17 protein-coding genes and 1 pseudogene are annotated in these 17,761 nt (G+C 68.9%); 12 read left to right on the forward strand and 6 right to left on the reverse strand.

Annotated elements, in window-relative coordinates:
- Positions 1 to 101: 101 nt before the first annotated feature.
- Complete coding sequence (locus tag DIZ26_RS09210) at positions 102 to 713, reverse strand: HIT family protein (protein WP_112239370.1); 612 nt, start codon at positions 711 to 713, stop codon at positions 102 to 104.
- Between the two features lie 80 nt (positions 714 to 793).
- Here DIZ26_RS09210 and DIZ26_RS09215 point away from each other — a divergent pair, with 80 nt between their 5' ends.
- Complete coding sequence (locus DIZ26_RS09215) at positions 794 to 1,231, forward strand: cupin domain-containing protein (RefSeq protein ID WP_112239372.1); 438 nt, start codon at positions 794 to 796, stop codon at positions 1,229 to 1,231.
- Between the two features lie 25 nt (positions 1,232 to 1,256).
- Here DIZ26_RS09215 and DIZ26_RS09220 read toward each other — a convergent pair whose 3' ends face one another.
- Complete coding sequence (locus DIZ26_RS09220; protein ID WP_112239374.1) at positions 1,257 to 2,087, reverse strand: LLM class F420-dependent oxidoreductase; 831 nt, start codon at positions 2,085 to 2,087, stop codon at positions 1,257 to 1,259.
- A gap of 634 nt (positions 2,088 to 2,721) precedes the next feature.
- Between DIZ26_RS09220 and ald the strand changes: the two genes are divergently transcribed.
- The 10 genes from ald (at position 2,722) to DIZ26_RS09270 (ending at position 13,536) form a co-directional block, all read left to right on the forward strand.
- On the forward strand, positions 2,722 to 3,837 hold the full coding sequence (gene ald / locus DIZ26_RS09225; protein WP_112239376.1) for an alanine dehydrogenase: 1,116 nt from the start codon (positions 2,722 to 2,724) through the stop codon (positions 3,835 to 3,837).
- The gene (xerD, locus tag DIZ26_RS09230) at positions 3,834 to 4,772 is read left to right on the forward strand and encodes a site-specific tyrosine recombinase XerD (protein WP_112239779.1); all 939 of its coding nucleotides are present in this window, start codon (positions 3,834 to 3,836) and stop codon (positions 4,770 to 4,772) included. Before ald ends, xerD begins: the two co-directional genes overlap by 4 nt.
- A 14-nt stretch (positions 4,773 to 4,786) precedes the next feature.
- Positions 4,787 to 6,058 (forward strand): low temperature requirement protein A, encoded by a 1,272-nt coding sequence (locus DIZ26_RS09235; protein ID WP_157979659.1) that lies wholly within the window; start codon positions 4,787 to 4,789, stop codon positions 6,056 to 6,058.
- A 399-nt stretch (positions 6,059 to 6,457) separates the two neighbouring features.
- On the forward strand, positions 6,458 to 7,333 hold the full coding sequence (locus tag DIZ26_RS09240; RefSeq protein WP_232828237.1) for a ParA family protein: 876 nt from the start codon (positions 6,458 to 6,460) through the stop codon (positions 7,331 to 7,333).
- Positions 7,318 to 7,722, forward strand: a complete 405-nt coding sequence (locus DIZ26_RS09245; protein WP_112239380.1) for a hypothetical protein — start codon at positions 7,318 to 7,320, stop codon at positions 7,720 to 7,722. Before DIZ26_RS09240 ends, DIZ26_RS09245 begins: the two co-directional genes overlap by 16 nt.
- Entirely contained in the window at positions 7,719 to 8,720 is a 1,002-nt protein-coding gene (locus DIZ26_RS09250) for a segregation and condensation protein A (RefSeq protein ID WP_112239382.1), read from the forward strand. Before DIZ26_RS09245 ends, DIZ26_RS09250 begins: the two co-directional genes overlap by 4 nt.
- The gene (gene scpB, locus DIZ26_RS09255; protein WP_232828215.1) at positions 8,717 to 10,090 is read left to right on the forward strand and encodes an SMC-Scp complex subunit ScpB; all 1,374 of its coding nucleotides are present in this window, start codon (positions 8,717 to 8,719) and stop codon (positions 10,088 to 10,090) included. Before DIZ26_RS09250 ends, scpB begins: the two co-directional genes overlap by 4 nt.
- Entirely contained in the window at positions 10,083 to 10,823 is a 741-nt protein-coding gene (locus tag DIZ26_RS09260; RefSeq protein ID WP_112239384.1) for a pseudouridine synthase, read from the forward strand. Before scpB ends, DIZ26_RS09260 begins: the two co-directional genes overlap by 8 nt.
- A gap of 81 nt (positions 10,824 to 10,904) precedes the next feature.
- Positions 10,905 to 12,266 (forward strand): Pup--protein ligase, encoded by a 1,362-nt coding sequence (gene pafA, locus DIZ26_RS09265; RefSeq protein WP_112239386.1) that lies wholly within the window; start codon positions 10,905 to 10,907, stop codon positions 12,264 to 12,266.
- 271 nt (positions 12,267 to 12,537) lie between these two features.
- Complete coding sequence (locus DIZ26_RS09270; protein ID WP_112239388.1) at positions 12,538 to 13,536, forward strand: FKBP-type peptidyl-prolyl cis-trans isomerase; 999 nt, start codon at positions 12,538 to 12,540, stop codon at positions 13,534 to 13,536.
- A 36-nt stretch (positions 13,537 to 13,572) separates the two neighbouring features.
- Here the strand turns inward: DIZ26_RS09270 and DIZ26_RS09275 are convergent, their stop codons facing one another.
- From DIZ26_RS09275 to DIZ26_RS38690, 4 genes and pseudogenes are all read right to left on the reverse strand, one after another.
- Positions 13,573 to 14,664, reverse strand: coding sequence for a DUF3866 family protein (locus DIZ26_RS09275; protein ID WP_112239390.1), 1,092 nt, complete (start codon positions 14,662 to 14,664; stop codon positions 13,573 to 13,575).
- Positions 14,665 to 14,701: 37 nt separating this feature from the next.
- Positions 14,702 to 15,562, reverse strand: coding sequence for an alpha/beta hydrolase (locus tag DIZ26_RS09280; RefSeq protein WP_112239392.1), 861 nt, complete (start codon positions 15,560 to 15,562; stop codon positions 14,702 to 14,704).
- A 59-nt stretch (positions 15,563 to 15,621) separates the two neighbouring features.
- Positions 15,622 to 16,029: an SDR family NAD(P)-dependent oxidoreductase gene (locus DIZ26_RS38240; RefSeq protein ID WP_232828216.1), complete on the reverse strand. Its 408-nt coding sequence runs from the start codon at positions 16,027 to 16,029 to the stop codon at positions 15,622 to 15,624.
- 76 nt (positions 16,030 to 16,105) lie between these two features.
- Positions 16,106 to 16,411: pseudogene (locus tag DIZ26_RS38690) on the reverse strand (SDR family NAD(P)-dependent oxidoreductase); the annotation flags it as partial.
- Positions 16,412 to 16,601: 190 nt separating this feature from the next.
- Between DIZ26_RS38690 and DIZ26_RS09290 the strand changes: the two are divergent.
- Positions 16,602 to 17,756 carry a LuxR C-terminal-related transcriptional regulator gene (locus tag DIZ26_RS09290; RefSeq protein ID WP_157979660.1) on the forward strand — a complete coding sequence of 385 codons (1,155 nt, stop codon included), beginning with the start codon at positions 16,602 to 16,604 and terminating at the stop codon, positions 17,754 to 17,756.
- Positions 17,757 to 17,761: the final 5 nt, after the last annotated feature.

A 17,761-nucleotide genomic window follows, 5' to 3' on the forward strand; every position in this document is an offset into this window, starting at 1 on the left:
ACCGGAGCCACGCTTGCCACGACACGCTGTTCGCGCCGCGATGAAGCGGCGATCTGGGGTGGGTGGGTCGAGCGCCGACGGAGGAGGTGCGAAGCGGGTTGTTAGGTGGTGGCGATGCCCAGGGGAGTGCCGGAGAGTTCGGCCAGGGCTTGGGCGACGGTGCGGGCGTTGGTTTTCGACTCTTCGGCGGGGAGTGGGGGGAGGAGGTCGTCCCAGGCGGCGATCATGGCGCCGCGGAGTTGCATCATGCCGACGGGGCGGGCGAGGAACCAGATGTGGAAGTGTTCGCTGCCGTCGCCCCAGCGGTTGAAGTGGGTGCGGCCGACGCCGTCGATGCGGCGGATCGCGCCGGCGACGCGCTGGATCATCGGGCCGAGGGTCGCGGTGAGTTCGGGTGGGAGGTTGTCGAGCCGGTAGTGCTCGCGGGGGACCAGGAGCGCGACCATCTGCAGGCCGTTCTGAAGCCCACCCTTGAGGATCCACTGGTCGTCGGCCCAGATCGCGCCCCGCTCCGGTTCGGCGCATGTCATGCACGGTATGCCGCCAGGCTCGCCCGCGCGCGGCGGCTCAGGCAGCACCGGCTCATCGAGCGGGACCACCTGGAGATCGCCTTCGAACGGGAAGAACGGACCACCCAGCAGGGGTTCCGCCGACATCCGCTCGCCGTACGGAAGCCTGCGGTGGTACTCGGACGGCAGCTCGACATCGCTCATAGCCCGAACTCTGCCCAACCCGCCCGCCCAGCGCCACCGCATTGCACCGACCTGCAAGCCGAGTGGGTAGCGTTCGAGGCATGGGTGATGACGTGCGGCCGGAGTTGGCTGAGGTGCTGGGGCTCGAGAAGCATCCCGAGGGTGGGTGGTTCCGGGAGACGTGGCGGTCGGAGGTCGAGTTCGAACCCGACGGGTACGACGGTAAGCGGGCCAGTGCGACCGCGATCTACTTCTTGCTCGCGCCGGGCGAGGAGTCGCGCTGGCATCGGGTGAAGTCGGCCGAGATCTGGCTCTGGCACTCGGGCGGTCCGTTGACCCTCGAACTCGGCGGGACCGGCGAGGACCCAGGTGAAGCCAGTCCGATCACGCTCGGACCGGACGTGGAGGCCGGCCAGCACCCGCAGGCCGTAGTACCGGCGGGTGCTTGGCAAGCGGCGCGACCGGCCGGGGATCAGCCGGTGCTGGTCTCCTGCATCGTCTCGCCCGGCTTCGACTTCGCCGACTTCACTCTGCGCTGAGCCGCCAGAACTCTGCGGTGAGGCACTAGAAAAGAACTGTCGCGAGCGCCTCGTACCCAGGCAGCAGGTCGGGCCCTTCCTTGCCGATCTGCTGTACGACGACCTGGTCGGCGCCCGCTTCGAGGTGCGCCCGCAGACCGTCGGCCACCTCGACCGCGGTGCCGTGCAGCACGAGCGCGTCGACCAGGTCGTTGCTGCCGCCGTCAGCGAAGTCCTCGTCGGAGAAGCCGAGTCGCTTCAGATTCGCCGTGTAGTTGCTCAGCTTCAGGTACGTCGCCAGGTAGTCCCGCGCCACCGCGCGCGCGATCTCCTTGTCGGTCTCCAGCACGACCTTCTGCTCCGGCGCGAGCAGCACCGCGTCGCCGAGCGTCGCCCGCGCTTCGCGAGTGTGCTCGGGAGTCGTTAGGTACGGCACTGCCCCGGCTGTGCGGGCCGCCGACAGCTTGAGCACCCGCGGGCCGAGGGCTGCGAGCAGCCGTCGTTCCATCGGGACCTTGCCGTCGTCGAGCACGTTCAGGTAGTCGACGAGCGTCTCGTACGGCGACTTGTACTCGCCTGTCTGCTCCCGGTGACCCACCCCGATGCCGAGCAGGAACCGCCCCGGGAACTCGTCCTCCAGCCGGTGGTAGGACTCCGCCACCTGGACCGGATCGGACTTCCACACGTTCACGATGCTGGTGCCGACGGCCACCGAGTCCGTCGCTGCCAGTAGTACTTCGGCGTCGCGCAGGTCGGCCGCGGGGGAGCCGCCCAGCCAGAGCGTTCCGTAGCCGAGTTGCTCGACCCCGGCCGCGAGCTCCGGCCCCCATTTGTGCGCCTGATGCCAGACCCCGACCCGTCCCAGATCGACCGCCATGTCCTACCCCTCTCGTCAGAACTTCCGTTCGTGGCAACCCAGGGCGGTGGGCCGGTCATTCCCCCGCGCCGGTCCAGCCGTCACCCGGCGGAGGAAGGTGACACAGGCAAGCATCGCCGACACCCCCGCTGTCCCGTCAACGATCGTTGCGGGGGCAAGGACTCGCGCGACCGCCGGTAAGTGCGCAAACTCACTCCGGAACCGGCAACGATGCCAGCCGCCACCGCACCGATCGTTTCGGAACGGGGTACTGGACAGTCACTTGGCAGGGCTCTGTCCATCAGGACAAAGCAGGTCTGCTGCGTTGTCCAAAGCAGGCGTGCGGCGTTGTGCAAAGCAGGTGTTAAGGCGAACGAAAGATTTGCGTCAAAATTGCGCGAACGCGCCGAGTGGCCTTCCAGAGCGTGGATCCGGCGGCCAACCTCACGTCGCGCCACGGCGTCTTACGAGAGTGTAACCGGACCGCAGGACGCACATCCGCGCGTCGGGCCCGAACAAGACCAACCGGTCGGGTGGTATGAACCTTGCGGGCTTACACTCGGCATCGACCTGGCGTTCCCAACCCCTCGAGACGGCCGGGCCGCGGACCACAGCGAGGTGAGCCGCACACCTGGATACGGAAGAAGGGCAAGTTGTGAAGGTCGGAGTTCCGAAGGAAGTCAAGAACCACGAGTACCGGGTGGCGATCACCCCGGCCGGCGTGCACGAGTTCGTGCGTAATGGGCACGAGGTTCTGATCGAGCAAGGGGCCGGTAGCGGTTCGCTGCTCACCGACGAAGAGTTCGTGGCCGCCGGCGCGCGCATCGTGCCGACCGCCGACGACGTGTGGGCCGACGCCGAGCTGGTGCTCAAGGTGAAGGAGCCGGTCGCCGAGGAGTACCACCGGATGCGCAGGGACCAGGTGCTGTTCACCTACCTGCACCTGGCGGCCAGCCCGGAGACCACCAAGGCGCTGACCGACGCCCGGATCACCGGGATCGCCTACGAGACGGTCCAGCTTCCGGATGGATCGCTTCCGCTGCTCGCCCCGATGAGCGAGGTCGCGGGCCGGCTCGCGCCACAGGCCGGTTCCTACCACCTGATGGCCAACGGCGGCGGTCGCGGTGTCCTGATGGGCGGCGTCTCCGGTGTGCACGCCGCCCGCGTGGTCGTGATCGGTGCCGGTGTCGCCGGGATGAACGCGGCGGCGATCGCGCTCGGCATGCAGGCCGAGGTGCAGCTGTTCGACCGCAACATCGCCCGGCTGCGCGACGCCGACCGCACGTACCAGGGTCACCTCCGCACGGTCGCCTCGAACGCGTTCGAGATCGAGCGCGCCGTGCTCGACGCGGACCTCGTCATCGGCGCGGTCCTGGTCACCGGGGCGAAGGCGCCGAAGCTGGTCAGCAACGAGCTGGTCTCGCGGATGAAGCCGGGCAGCGTGCTCGTCGACATCGCGATCGACCAGGGCGGCTGCTTCGAGGACTCGCACCCGACCACGCACGCCGACCCGGTCTACAAGGTGCACAACTCGCTGTTCTACTGCGTCGCGAACATGCCCGGCGCGGTGCCGAACACCTCGACGTACGCGCTCACCAACGTGACGCTGCCGTACGCCGTGGAGCTGGCCAACCTCGGTTGGCGCGAGGCACTCAAGAACGACCACAGCCTCGCGCTCGGCCTGAACACCTTCGACGGTCACGTCACCTACGGCCCGGTCGCCGAAGCGCACGGCCTCGACCAGCTCAAGCTCGACGAGGTCCTGGTCTGAGCGGGGAGATCACCCGGGCGGTCAGTGCGTACCTCGACCATCTGACGGTCGAACGCGGACTGGCCGCCAACACCCTCGCTTCGTACCGGCGGGACCTGCGCCGGTACGGCGAGTATCTCGGCACCACCGGGATCGACGGCCTCGGCCGGATCACCGAGGCGGTCATCGGCGACTTCCTGATGCGTCTTCGCGAAGGCGACGCGGATCATCCGCCGCTCACCGCGTCGAGCGCGGGCCGGACGGTCGTCGCGGTGCGCGGATTCCACAAGTTCTGCCTGCGCGAGGGGCTGACCGCGGTCGACCCGGCGGCCGCGGTGAAGCCGCCGACGCCACCGCAACGGTTGCCGAAGGCACTGACGGTCGACGAGGTCACGCGGATCCTTGCCGCGGCGGCCGGCGCCGAGGCGGAGCCCGCAGTACTGGCGACTCGTGATGCCGCGCTGCTGGAGTTCCTCTACGGGACCGGCGCGCGGATCTCGGAGGCGGTCGGGCTGGACGTCGACGAGGTCGATCTGGAGACCGGCACGGTGCTGCTGCGCGGCAAGGGCAGCAAGGAACGCGTCGTACCGGTGGGCTCCTACGCGCGCGACGCCCTCGCGGCGTACCAGGTGCGTGGCCGTCCCGATCTGGTCGCCCGAGGGCGCGGCTCGCACGCGTTGTTCCTGAACGCCCGCGGCGGCCGGCTCTCCCGGCAAAGTGCCTGGACCGTACTACGGCGTGCGGCCGAGCGCGCCGGGATCGCGAAGGAGATCTCGCCGCACACGCTGCGCCATTCGTTCGCCACCCATCTCCTCGACGGCGGCGCCGACGTCCGGGTGGTCCAGGAGCTGCTCGGTCACGCCTCCGTCACCACCACGCAGGTCTACACGCTCGTCACGGTCGACAAACTCCGCGAGGTCTACGCCACCTCGCACCCGCGTGCCCTGTCCGGCTGATTAGGGTGTCGCCCGTGGCGGACGACGTGAAGGTGGCCGAAGAGCGGCATGCGAGCTGGCTGGAGCTGTTCTTCGACCTGACGGTCGTCGCGGCCGCGGCGCAGATCTCGCACCGGCTGCACGGCGCGGAGACCGTCGGTCAGGTGGCGATCTGCGCGGCGATGTTCTACGCGATCTGGAGCGTCTGGACCACGACCAGCATCTACGCGAACATCGCCGGCGAACGGACCAGGCAACGCTCGGTCCTGCTGACGATGCTCGGCGTGGGCGTGATGTCCGCCTCCGTTCCCGGTGTATGGCCCGGTTTGCTGCCCGAGGGCAGCCACCATCCGGGTGGCCGGACGGTCGCCTTCACCGTGGCCTTCCTGCTCTGCCGGCTGATCGCGGCAAGGTCCGCGGGGAGCGACGGGCAGGTGGTCGCGTTCTGGCCCGCGACGCAGGGCCTGATGGCCGCGCCGTGGGTGGTTGCGCTGGTGGTGCCCGACGAGACGGCGTACTGGTTGTGGGCCGGAGGCGTCGTGGCCGACCTGGTGTCGTCGATGATGGGCGCGCGTGACCAGAAGGCGATGGACCGGACGACTCAGGCGATGCAGAAACGGCAGGAGCACCTGGACCGCCAGGCCTATCGCCGGTTCCTCAGGTTGCTGACGAAGGATCGGGTGTCCACGGCTGACGCACCGCAACCGACGCTGCTGTCCGTCGCCAAGGTCGAACGAGGTCACCTCGACGAGCGGCTCGGCCTGTTCGTCATCATCGTGCTCGGCGAGGCCGTCGCCCAGGTCGTGGCTGCCAACGCCGACCTGGAGTGGACCGCTCCCGTCGTGATCGCCTCGCTGATGGGCTTCGTGCTCCTGGTCGAACTCTGGCGGCTGACCACCCTCTACGGATTCAGTACTGCGCCCCGCACCACCGCCCCGCTCGAGCCGGCCAAGGCCTTGCCGGCCCACCTCGGGGTCACCGCCGCCATGATCGCCATCGCGGCCGGCCTCGGCGCGCTGATCCTCCAGGCCGGCCACGAACTGGAGACGAAGGAACGCTGGTACCTGTTCGGTGGCCTGACCCTGTACTTCGTGGTCAGCGTGCTGACCGGGATCGCCGGCCGGGCCCCGCTGAAGTGGTTCCTCGGCTGGTCGCTGCCGAGTCTGCTCGCATCGGTCGCGGTCGGCGTACTCGCTGGTCCGTTGCCGGCCTGGTCGCTGGCGGTGCTCGCCGGGGTGATCCTGTTCTGGTTCTCCGGCTACAACTGGCTGATGGACCGGCGCGAACCGGGGGCGGATGCCGCGTAGTACCGGCGACCCCTGGTGCGGCGATTCGTCTGCGGTGTGCAATCATTCGGTCACGGTCGGTCAATCTGACGGTGTGATCGGCCGTGTCCGGAAGGCCGACCGACCCCGCTGCGGAGTGGCTGGTTGAGAGTGCTTGAATGCACGCTTACAGTCGCTGGGATCGCCCGTATCGGTTGAAAGGTTTGACGAGTCATGAACGAGTCGACATTCCCGGGCACCCAGCACCTGCCGTCGCCGATGGAGCCGATCCCGTCGACCCCGGACCCGGCGCCCGCCACGCCAGCAGAACCGACCCCTCAGCACACGCCCGCGCCGCCGTCCCCGGCACGGACCGTCGTCACCCCACCCAGCAACTATGCGGAGATGCCCCGGCCGACGGCCAAGCTGACCGCGGAGGACATGGCACCTGTGAATGACCCGCACGGTCCGAGGAACAAGATCGGACCGACCGGCCGGCCGCTTCCCGATCTGCCGTCGGTGTTGCCGCCGACGAGGCGCGGACCCGCGCAGGTGATCGCGATGTGCAACCAGAAGGGTGGCGTCGGCAAGACCACGACGACCATCAACCTGGGCGCCGCGATCGCCGAGACCGGGCGCAAGGTGCTGCTGATCGACTTCGACCCGCAGGGCTCGGCCTCGATCGGCCTGGGCGTACAGCCGCACGACCTCGAGCTGTCGGTCTACAACCTGCTGATGCAGCGCGACATCACCCCCGCCGAGGTGATCCAGGCGACCCGGGTGGACAACCTCGACCTGCTGCCGGCGAACATCGACCTGTCCGCGGCCGAGGTCCAGCTGGTCCAGGAGGTCGCTCGCGAGTACACGCTGCAGCGCGTCCTGGAACCGATCATCCCGCTGTACGACGTGATCCTGATCGACTGCGCCCCGTCCCTCGGCCTGCTCACCGTGAACGCGCTGACCGCGTCGAACGGCATCGTGGTGCCGCTGGAGTGCGAGTTCTTCGCGCTGCGCGGCCTGGCGATGCTGACCGACACGATCGGCAAGGTGCAGGACCGGCTGAACCCGAAGCTGGAGATCGTCGGCATTCTCGGCACCATGTTCGACGGGCGCACCACGCACGCCCGGGAAGTGCTCGACCGGGTCGTCCAGGCCTTCGACGAGCGCGTGTTCCACACCGTCATCCGGCGTACCGTCAAGTTCCCCGAGACCACGGTCGTCGGCGAGCCGATCACGACGTACGCGCCATCGTCCCAAGCGGCTACCCAGTACCGCGACCTTGCCAAGGAGGTGCTGGCGCGTTGTCCCGTCGGGTGAGCCTGCCAGGTGCCAGCGAGCTGTTCGGGGGTGCGGCACCCAAGCAGACCAGACCCGAGAAGCGCACAGCCACTGACGGATCGTCGCTCGACGACCGCCGGAGTTCGACCGGACGGTCGCGCACGGCCGTCGTCGAGGACCGCAAGTCCAGTGGCCGGATCCGGCACGACACGAAGATCACCGTGTACGTGACCGAGGAAGAGCTGCTCGGTTTGGAACAGACCAGACTCGCGTTGCGAGCCGAGCACGGCCTGACCGCGGACCGCGGCCGGATCGTCCGCGAGGCGATCGACGTCCTGCTGGCCGATTTCGTCGACCACGGACCGGACTCGGTCCTGGTGCAGCGGCTGCGGGCCGCCGAGTCGGCCACGGAGCCTGCCTCGTCATGAGCGACGCCCCCACCTCGGAACTGCCGATCGAGCTGCCGGGCGCTGTCGACTCGGAGCTGCCGACCGCGGCCGAGGGCAAGGGTTTCAGCGTTCACCTGGTCAACTTCGAGGGTCCGTTCGACCTGCTGCTGCAGTTGATCAGCAAGCACAAGCTGGACATCACCGAGATCTCGCTGTCCCAGGTCACCGACGACTTCATCGCGCACATCAAGGCGCTCGGGTCGGAGTGGGACCTGGACCAGACGTCGGAGTTCCTGCTGATCGCGGCGACGCTGCTGGATCTGAAGGCAGCCCAGTTGCTGCCGCAGGGCGATGTCGAGGATGCGGAGGATCTGGCGTTGCTGGAGGCGCGCGACCTGTTGTTCGCGCGGCTGTTGCAGTACCGGGCGTTCAAGCAGATCGCGGCGCTGATGCAGAACCGGATGGCGGAAGAGGCCAAGCGGTTCCCGCGGGCGGTCGGGATGGAGCCGCGCTTCGCCGATCTGCTCCCCGAAGTACTGCTCGGGGTCGACCCGGCCGGGTTGGCCGCGCTGGCGGCTCGCGCGTTGGCGCCGAAGGAGAACGTTCCTGAAGGCGTTTCGCTGACCCACTTGCACGCGCCGGCGGTGACGGTTCGTGAGCAGGCGCTGGTCATCGTCGATCGGTTGCGGCGCCAGCGCAGTACTACGTTCCGCGCGCTGGTCGCGGATTCACCGGACACGGTCACCACGGTGTGCCGGTTCCTGGCGCTGCTCGAGCTGTTCCGGGAGGCAGCGGTGGCGTTCGACCAGGTGACGCCGCTGGGGGAGCTGACGATCCGGTGGACGGGTACCGACGACGGTGAGATCGACGTCAGCGACGAGTTCGACGAGGTGGCGGCGCCGGAGTCGACCGAGGGTGAGGCGCCCGAAGTATCGGACGAGACACCGGAGTGGTTCGCCTCCGGTACGCCGGTGACAGTCGACGACCCGCCCGAACCCGAGAACACGGCAGTCCAGAACGAGACGGTGGACCAGTGACCGAAGACCAGACCACAACCGAACTCGACCTCCCCGCTGTCGACGCGGCGACTGCTGATGCGCTGGAGTCGGTGAGCGAGACCGAACAGGTCGTCGACCGCGCGGAGGACGGCGAAGCCGCGCCGGTGGAGGGCGGGGGCGAGGTCGCGTCGGCGGAGGACGAGCTCGCGTTGGCCGAGGTGGAGGATGCGCCGGCCGAGGTCGAGGATGTTCCGGCCGAGGGCGAGGTCGCGTCGGCCGAGGTTGCGCCGTTCGGGGATGACGAAGGGGTGTTGTCGGGGGAAGAGGTTGTCGTCGACGACGAGACGATGCGGCGGGCGCTGGAAGCCATTCTGATGGTGACCGACGAGCCGTTGCCGGCGTTGACGCTGGCGCGGACCGTCGGGCGACCGACCGGTGACGTGACGAACGCGCTGAACGAGCTGGCGGGGGAGTACACCGAGCAGGGACGTGGGTTCGACCTGCGCGAGGTCGGCGGCGGCTGGCGGTATTACACCCGCGCCGACGCAGCGCAGTACGTCGAACGCTTCGTCCTCGACGGGCAGCAGTCGCGGTTGACCCAGGCGGCGCTGGAGACGCTCGCGGTGGTCGCGTACAAGCAGCCGGTCAGCCGTGCGCGCGTCTCGGCCATCCGCGGTGTCAACGTCGACGGCGTGATGCGTACGCTGATCAGCCGCGGCCTGGTCGAAGAAGCCGGATCGGACACCGAATCGCAGGCGACCCTGTACCGCACCACCTCGTACTTCCTGGAACGGATGGGCATGCAAAGCCTCGACGACCTGCCCGAACTCGCGCCCTACCTCCCAGACATGGACGACATGGAAGAAGAACTGGCCGCCCAGAACACCGCGGCAACAGCCGGTGAGGCCGACGCGACTGCCGGTGAGGCTGACGCGATCGCGGCGGTGGCCGAGACTGGGGCGGTGGAGGAACCTGTGGCTGAGAACGAGGAAACCGGCGGAGAGTTCGATCCCGCCGAGGAGAACGGCGGAGAGCTGGAACCGGCCGAGGAGCTGGAGGCCGGCGGCGACCCGGTCGAGGCCGACGTCGACCCGGGCGAGATCCCAGCCGGTGAAGAAGATGCCGATAGCAACGACATTGATGACGACGCGGCGGATTTCGACGGTGCTGAAGGCGATTCCGGCATCGAGGACGATGCGGACGGATCGGGCGCCGGCGAGGTGACCGCCGAGTCCGACGCGGATGACGAGATCGACGAGGACGACGAAACCGACGAGGACGACGAGGACGACGAGCGGTTGCCGGCGGCCGAGGACCTTGAGGCGGCGGGCGCGGCTGACGGGCTGGATGCCGACGAGGTTGCCGACGGTTCGCAGTACCGGGCCGAGGCCGACGATCGCGATGAGTGACACCGAGGAGACCGGGATCCGGCTCCAGAAGGCGCTCGCCCAGGCCGGCATCGCCAGCCGGCGCAACTCCGAACTGCTGATCGAGCAGGGCCGGGTCGAGGTCGACGGCGTCGTCGTCACCGAATTCGGTACCAGGGTCGACCCGGCGGTCTCGGTGATCCGGGTCGACGGGGAGCGCATTCCGCCGCTCACCGATCACGCGTACCTCGTGTTCAACAAGCCACGTGGTGTCGTCACCACGATGTCGGACCCGCAAGGCCGGCCGTGCATCGCCGACTACGTCCACGACCGTCCCGAGCGGCTCTTCCACATCGGCCGGCTCGACACCGACACCGAGGGCCTGCTGCTGCTCACCAACCACGGTGAGTTCGCGCACCGGCTGGCCCACCCGTCGTACGAGGTCTCGAAGACGTACGTCGCCGAGGTGGACGGCAACGTCAAACCGGGCGTACTGCGGCAGTTGCTCGACGGCGTCAAGCTCGAGGACGGCCCGGCGCAGGCCGACACGGTGAAGATCATGTCGACCGTCAAGGGCCGGACCCTGATCCAGATGACTCTGCACGAGGGGCGCAACCGGATCGTCCGCCGGATGTTCGACGCGGTCGGCCACCCGGTCAAACGCCTCACCCGGACGGCGATCGGCCCGGTCCGCCGCGGCAACCTGCACACCGGCGAACTGCGCGATCTGGACCAGAAAGAACTGGGTCAGCTGCTCGACCTGGTCGACCTCTGACGGCATCAAAGGGATAACGCAGCAAGACGGCGCGCCTGAGACAGGGCACGGATGTCGGAGCCGCGCCGTAGGGTGGGGGATGTGAACCGGCGAATCTTCGGCCTGGAGAACGAGTACGGAGTCACCTGCACTTTTCGCGGTCAGCGCCGACTGACCCCCGATGAGGTGGCGCGGTACTTGTTTCGGCGAGTCGTGTCCTGGGGGCGGAGCAGCAACGTCTTCCTTCGCAACGGGGCCCGGCTCTACCTCGACGTGGGCTCCCACCCGGAGTACGCGACGGGTGAGTGCGACTCGGTCACCGACCTGATCGCGCACGACAAGGCCGGCGAGCGGATCCTCGAAGGACTGCTCGTCGATGCCCAGAAGCGGCTGCACGACGAGGGCATCTTCGGCGACGTGTACCTGTTCAAGAACAACACCGACTCGGCCGGCAACAGCTACGGCTGCCATGAGAACTACCTGGTCAGCAGGCACGGCGACTTCGCGAAGCTCGCCGACGTGCTGATCCCGTTCCTGGTCACCCGGCAGCTGATCTGCGGCGCCGGCAAGGTGCTGCAGACGCCGCGCGGCGCGGTGTACTCCGTGAGCCAGCGCGCCGAGCACATCTGGGAGGGCGTCTCGAGCGCGACGACGCGGTCCCGGCCGATCATCAACACCCGCGACGAGCCGCACGCGGACGCGGAGCGGTTCCGCCGGCTGCACGTGATCGTCGGCGATTCGAACATGTCCGAGACCACGATGCTGCTGAAGGTCGCCAGCACCGACCTCGTGCTGCGGATGATCGAGGCCGGCATCGTGATGCGCGACCTGACGCTGGACAACCCGATCCGGGCGATCCGCGAGATCAGCCACGACATGACCGGGCGCCGCGAGGTCCGGCTGGCCAACGGCCGCGAGGCGAGCGCCCTGGACATCCAGGGTGAGTACCTGACCAAGGCCCGCGACTTCGTCGACCGCCGCGAGCTCGGTACGCCGGCGGTCGAGCGCGCGCTGTCGCTGTGGGAGCGGACGCTGAAGGCGATCGAGTCCGGCGACCTGTCCGGGATCGAGCGCGAGATCGACTGGGTGATCAAGTACCGGCTGATCGAGCGCTACCGCCAGCAGAACAACCTCGGCCTGGCGAGCCCGCGGGTGGCTCAGCTGGATCTGGCGTACCACGACATCCACCGCCCGCGTGGGCTGTACTACCTGCTCGAGCGCAAGGGCGCGGTGACTCGCGTGGTCGACGATCTGCGGGTGTTCGAGGCGAAGTCGGTGCCGCCGCAGACGACCCGGGCGCGGTTGCGGGGCGAGTTCATCAAGCGGGCCCAGGAGCGTCGTCGCGACTTCACCGTCGACTGGGTGCACCTGAAGCTGAACGACCAGGCCCAAAGAACGGTCTTGTGCAAAGACCCCTTCAAGTCCCACGACGAACGGGTCGAGAAGCTCATCGCCAGCATGTGAAAGACAAAAGGCGTGGTGGGGGAAGCACGACGAACGGGTAGAGGGCGAGTCGGTGAGGCCGCGGCAACCGGCGGTACGGCGTACTGGTGGTTGCTGTGAGCCTGCTGGCAGTTTGGTGTGCGACGCTGCGTGACGTGATCGAACGGTGACTGAGGTGAATGGTCGCGTGCTTGCCCGTGCAGGCTAGGGTGGGCGGCGTTCATCCGGCCGTATCCAGGTAGGCCCCGCGGTTTCCAGGGCCTCGCCGTGAGATTTTCGAGGTGCTCGTTTCGTGCGCAAGTTGTTGAGTCTGGTCGCTGTGCTGGCGCTGGGGTCGTCCCTGGCCGCCTGCGGCTCGGACGATTCCAAAGCCGGAGGCGACTTCGGCAAGTCCGGGATCAAGGTGACCGAGGAGTTCGGCAAGAAGCCGACCGTGACGCACCGCGACGGGGACCCCGACAAGTCCCTGGTCACCGAGGTGCTCAAGGAGGGCGACGGCCCGGTCGTCAAGAAGGGCGAACTGCTCACCGCGAACTACCTCGGCCAGATCTGGCGCGACAACAAGGTGTTCGACAACTCCTACGACCGCGGTGCGCCGTCGTCGTTCCCGATCGGCGTCGGTGGCGTCATCTCCGGCTGGGACGAGGGCCTGGTCGGCAAGAAGATCGGCAGCCGCGTGCTGATGTCGATTCCGGCCGACAAGGGCTACGGGCCGTCGGGCGGTAACGAGAAGGCCGGCATCACCAAGGACGACACGCTGATCTTCGTCGTCGACCTGGTCAGCGCCGCCGCCAACGACACCAAGCTGGACGCGGACCCGGTCGCCGCGCCGGCCACCCCGTTCAAGGTCACCGGCGAGCTGAACGCCGAGCCGAAGGTCACGGTCCCGGCCGGCACCAAGCCGCCGGCCAAGCCGGGCAAGCCGGTCGTGATCGCCACCGGTAAGGGCAAGCCGGTCGAGAAGGCCAGCCAGCTCGTCGGCCGCTACGTCGTCTACGACTACACCGGCAAGAAGCAGGCCAGCACCTGGGACGGCACGCCGGCCTCGGCGTCCGCACCGGCGCAGCCCGGCGCCCCGACCGACCAGCTCCAGGTCGGCCCGGGTCCGAACGGCCAGACCGGTGCCCTGGACGGCCTCGCCGGGATCCCGATCGGCAGCCGCGTTCTGGTCGAACTCCCGGCCAGCAAGGACGACAAGGGGAAGACGGTCAACGCCTTCGCCGTCATCGACATCCTGAACGCGTTCCCGGCCCCGAAGCCGGCCACCCCCGAGGCAACCCCCTCGAACTGAGCAGTGCTCAAAGGCGGTCTGGGACTCTCCGGAGTCTCAGACCGCCTTTTGCTGCCCCATCGGCACGTCTACCAGGCCCGCTGCGTGGCGCCCGGCGGCGGCTGCTGCTTCGAAGTACGAGCGGTCCGTGTCCAGGTTGCGGCCCATCGTCGAGAGCTTGACCGGAGCGGCCGCCAGCGCGTCGTACAGGCCGTCCACGGACACCCGTACGACGCGGTGCCGCGCCTTCAGCGGTTCGGCGGCGTCCCGGACGAGGTCGCCGAAGTCACCGTCGAGATCCGGTACGACGACGTCGGCCGGCTGCAGCGCGACCCGCCCGTACGCCGTGAGGCTGTGGTGGGAGATCCCGCGGTGCCGTGGTCGCGGGTCGGCCTCGGAGATCCGCAGCGACGCCACTGCGCGACCGCCGAGCGTGCCGATCGCGTTGACCGCCTCGCCCGACTGAACGCCGGAGAAGCCCCAGCGGGTCCCCGTGCCGAGGTTGCCCGGCCCCTGCGTGATGACGACGACTTCGGCCGCCAGGACGTGTACTGCGGTCAGTAGGCCGGTGTGGACGGTCACAGCCTCCCGGTCACCACCGAACGCCTGGCCGACGGTCACTGTCCCACTCAGCCAGCCCGCGTCCTTCAAGGCCGGCACAGTGCGCGAGAACGCCAGCGGCAGCGCGCCACCATCCGTCATGACGTACACGACGCGCGTAGTAGGCCTGGCCTCGAACACTCCGGCCAGCACGGCCGGCAGCGCGGAGTGCAGGTCCGCCACGACCACCGGCGTACCGAACAGGTCGTCGGCGTCACGCAGTACGGCGTGGTCGGGGGAGTCCTGCTCGTCGGCGCCCAGCACCATCGACTGCAGCGGTGTGTAGCGGGCCTTGACCAGGTGGCCCGTCTCCGGTGGATCAGGTGGCAGCCGGTCGGGGATCGCGACCACCAGTGCGTAGCCGCCGGTCCCCAGCCCACGGTCCAGCGCGCCGACGTTCAGCAGCACCCGGTCACCCACCACAGGCGACCCGACCAGCTCCGGATAGGCCAGAGCGCGCACGGCCCGGTCCCCGATCACCACGGCCAGTTCCTGCGCCCCGGGCCAGCCCCGCCCGAGCCCGCTGACAACCCCTTCACGCCACCGCATCACCCGCTGACTGTAGCCAACTGCCCGCTCGGGGCGGCTACGACGCGGTGCGCTTGAGGAAGTCCAGGGCAGTGTCGGCGACCTCCTGCCAGCCGCTGTCGATGGTCAGTGCATGGCCGCGGCCTTCCAGCTCGACGATCTCGGTGACACCGGGGTTGTCCTGCTGTTGCTTGTAGGAGGCGTTCGCGACGGCCCACGGGACCGTGTTGTCCTTCTCGCCGGAGATGATCAGCAGCGGACCGCGGTCGGGGTTCGAGGTGTCGACCTTCGCCTCGGTCCAGGGGTTGAGGTTGGCTGCCGCTGCCTGGAACAGAGGCTTGCCGGCCGCCGGTACTGCGTACGTCTCGTACAGGTACTTGGCTTCGTCCTCCTCGACCGCGTTCGCGAAGCCGAACCGGAACTGGTCGTAGGTGAGCGGAACCGCCCGGTTGCGGTTGGCCGGGTTCCCGAGCACCGGGAAGGCCGACTTCAAGGCGGAGATCGGCAGCGGGAGTACGCCGCGGAACGGCGCCGGGTCGATCGCCACGGACGCTGCGGCAAGGCCGCGTCCAGCCAGGATCTGCGTCAGCAGGCCACCGAACGAGTGGCCGACGATGACCGGTTTGGTGTCCAGTCCGCGGATGATCTCCTCGAAATGGTCGGCGACCTGGCCGATCGACTTCCCCGCGAACGCCTCCGGGTGCGCGTTGGCCTCCTCCACCGTCTCGGGATCGTCCGGCCAGCCGGGCGTCAGGGCGACGTACCCGCGCTGCTCGAACAGCGTCACCCAACGTTCCCAGCTGCTCGGCAACAGCCACAGCCCGTGGATGAAAACGACCGGCGGACGCCCCGCGGCGTTCGCCTGCTTGCATTGCTCCAGCTCGTGCTCGGTGATGGTCCGGGCAGCGGAATCAGACATTGGGTCCCCTAGCGTGGAAGGAATGGTCGGCTGCACGAGCCGCCGGTGGTTCAGTGGAGTCAGACGGTGGTGATGAGGCCGCCGTCGATGACGAAATCGCTGCCGTTGACGTTGCCGGCCCGGTCGCTGGCCAGCAGCAGGGCGAGGTCGGCGACCTCTTGTGGGGTGGTGAAGCGGCCGGTCGGACTGTCGGCGGCGGCGCTGCCGGCGACCTCGTCGGGTTTGAGGCCGCGTGCTCTGGCGATCGTTTCGGCGACTCCGCCGGCGCCGAGCCACAGGTCGGTCTGTACCGGACCGGGGCTGATCGTGTTGACCCGGACGCCCTGCGGGCCGAACTCCTTGGACAGCGACTTGCACAGGTTGCTCAGCGCCCCCTTGGCCGCGCTGTAGTCGATCACCGCCGGATCGGGCAGCGAGGCGTTGACCGAGGCAACCGTCACGATGCTCGGGCTCGGCCGCCCGAGCATGTGTGGCAGCGCGGCCCCGGATACTCCGGACGGCGGCCAGGAAGTTGATCGTGAGAGTCGCGTCCCAGTCCTCGTCGGAGATCGCCAGGAATCCGTCCAGCCTCGGCCGGACGGCACCGACGTTGTTGACCAGGATGTCCAGGCTCCGATGCCTGCCGACGGCTTCCTCGATCAGGTACGCCGGTCCGCCCGCTTCGGTGAGGTCGACCTTGATCACGGCGACCGGGAAGCGGTCGGCGAGCAGGTCGAGTTCGTCGCTGCCGTGCAGCGCGCCGGCCACGACCGCGACGCCTTCCTCCGCGAGTGATCGCGTGATCGCGAGGCCGATGCCCTTGCTCGCACCGGTCACCACTGCGACCTTGCCGGTCAGATGAAGCTCCACGTGTTCTCTCCCTGGTCGGGGTACTGCGTCGGCGGTCCCGACGCTAGGCCCGCCGGCCCTCGGTCCGACACCACGTGATCACGTAGTCCGAATCGCCTGCCGCCCGGCGGAGTCGCGGGCGACGATGAGTGCAGGTCGTACGTGGGGATACCGGCCGCCGCCTGGAGCGTTCACCGACGCCGGAGGAGCCATGGACGACGCGGGAGGGCCAGCACGCGGCGAGGCGGTCCAATACGTCCTCGACCGGGTCGCGCACGGCGGCCACGGTCCGGGCGCGGTCTCCGAGGCGATCCAGCTCTCCTGGCAGCGTTCCGCCGACGCCGGGCTGCCCACTGACCACGTCGCTGTCCCGTTCGACGCCGACGTCGACAAGGACGGCAGGCTTCGCCGGGCTGCGGCGCCGGCCATGGCTGCCGTCAGCGCCGACCTGTCCGATCTCCCTGTCGCGCTGCTGCTCAGCGACCACACCGGACACGTGGTCGATCGTTGGGCCGGCTCCAGCAGTACCTCGGACCTGATGGACGGCATCGGCGCGGCACCCGGTTACGTGTGCCGCGAGGAACTCGTCGGCACCAACTCGATCGGCCTGGCTCTGCTGACCTCCGGACCGGCCGTCGTCCGCGGCTTCGAGCACTACGCCGACAACCTGACCGCTGTGTCCTGTGCCTCCAGCCCGGTCGTCCATCCCGCGACCGGTCAACTGCTGGGCGTCGTCAACGCCACTTGTCCGGGGAGCATCTACAACCCGGTCATGCCCGCCCTGGTCGGGCGGGTCGTGGCCGAGACCCGTCGCCGGCTGATCGAGGAATCGCGCGTCCCCTCATCCGCACTCCGTGCCGCGTTCCTGACCGCACGCCGCCGGTCGAAGGGCGCGCTCGCCGCCGTCAGCGCCAACACCATGTTCTTCAACACCGCGGCCGGCCCGATCCTCGCCGCCCCGGCCGACCGTGCGCTGCTGTGGGAGTGGGCCGAACGGGCGATCCGCGACCAGGTCGGAGCCCTGGAAGCGGTCGTCGCCTACACCTCGGGCCCCAGGTCCACTCGCTGCGAACCCGTGTACGACGGCTCGACGCTAGCCGGGGCCGTCGTCCGGATCGGCCGCCGGATGAACCCCGCGCCGCCCGCGGCGCTGTCCGACACAGGTGCCGCGAGCCGCTGGTCGCTCCTCACCGACTCCGAGCGGAACATCGCCGAACAGGTCTCGCGCGGACTCACCAACCGCGAGACCGCCGCGCTGCTGTTCCTGTCACCCCACACGGTGGACTACCACCTGCGGCAGATCTTCCGCACCCTCGGCGTACAGTCACGGGTCGAACTCGCCCGGATCGTCGAGCGGACCCGCTGACAGCA

This window comes from Kribbella monticola (assembly GCF_003261635.1).
GTDB lineage: Bacteria > Actinomycetota > Actinomycetes > Propionibacteriales > Kribbellaceae > Kribbella > Kribbella monticola.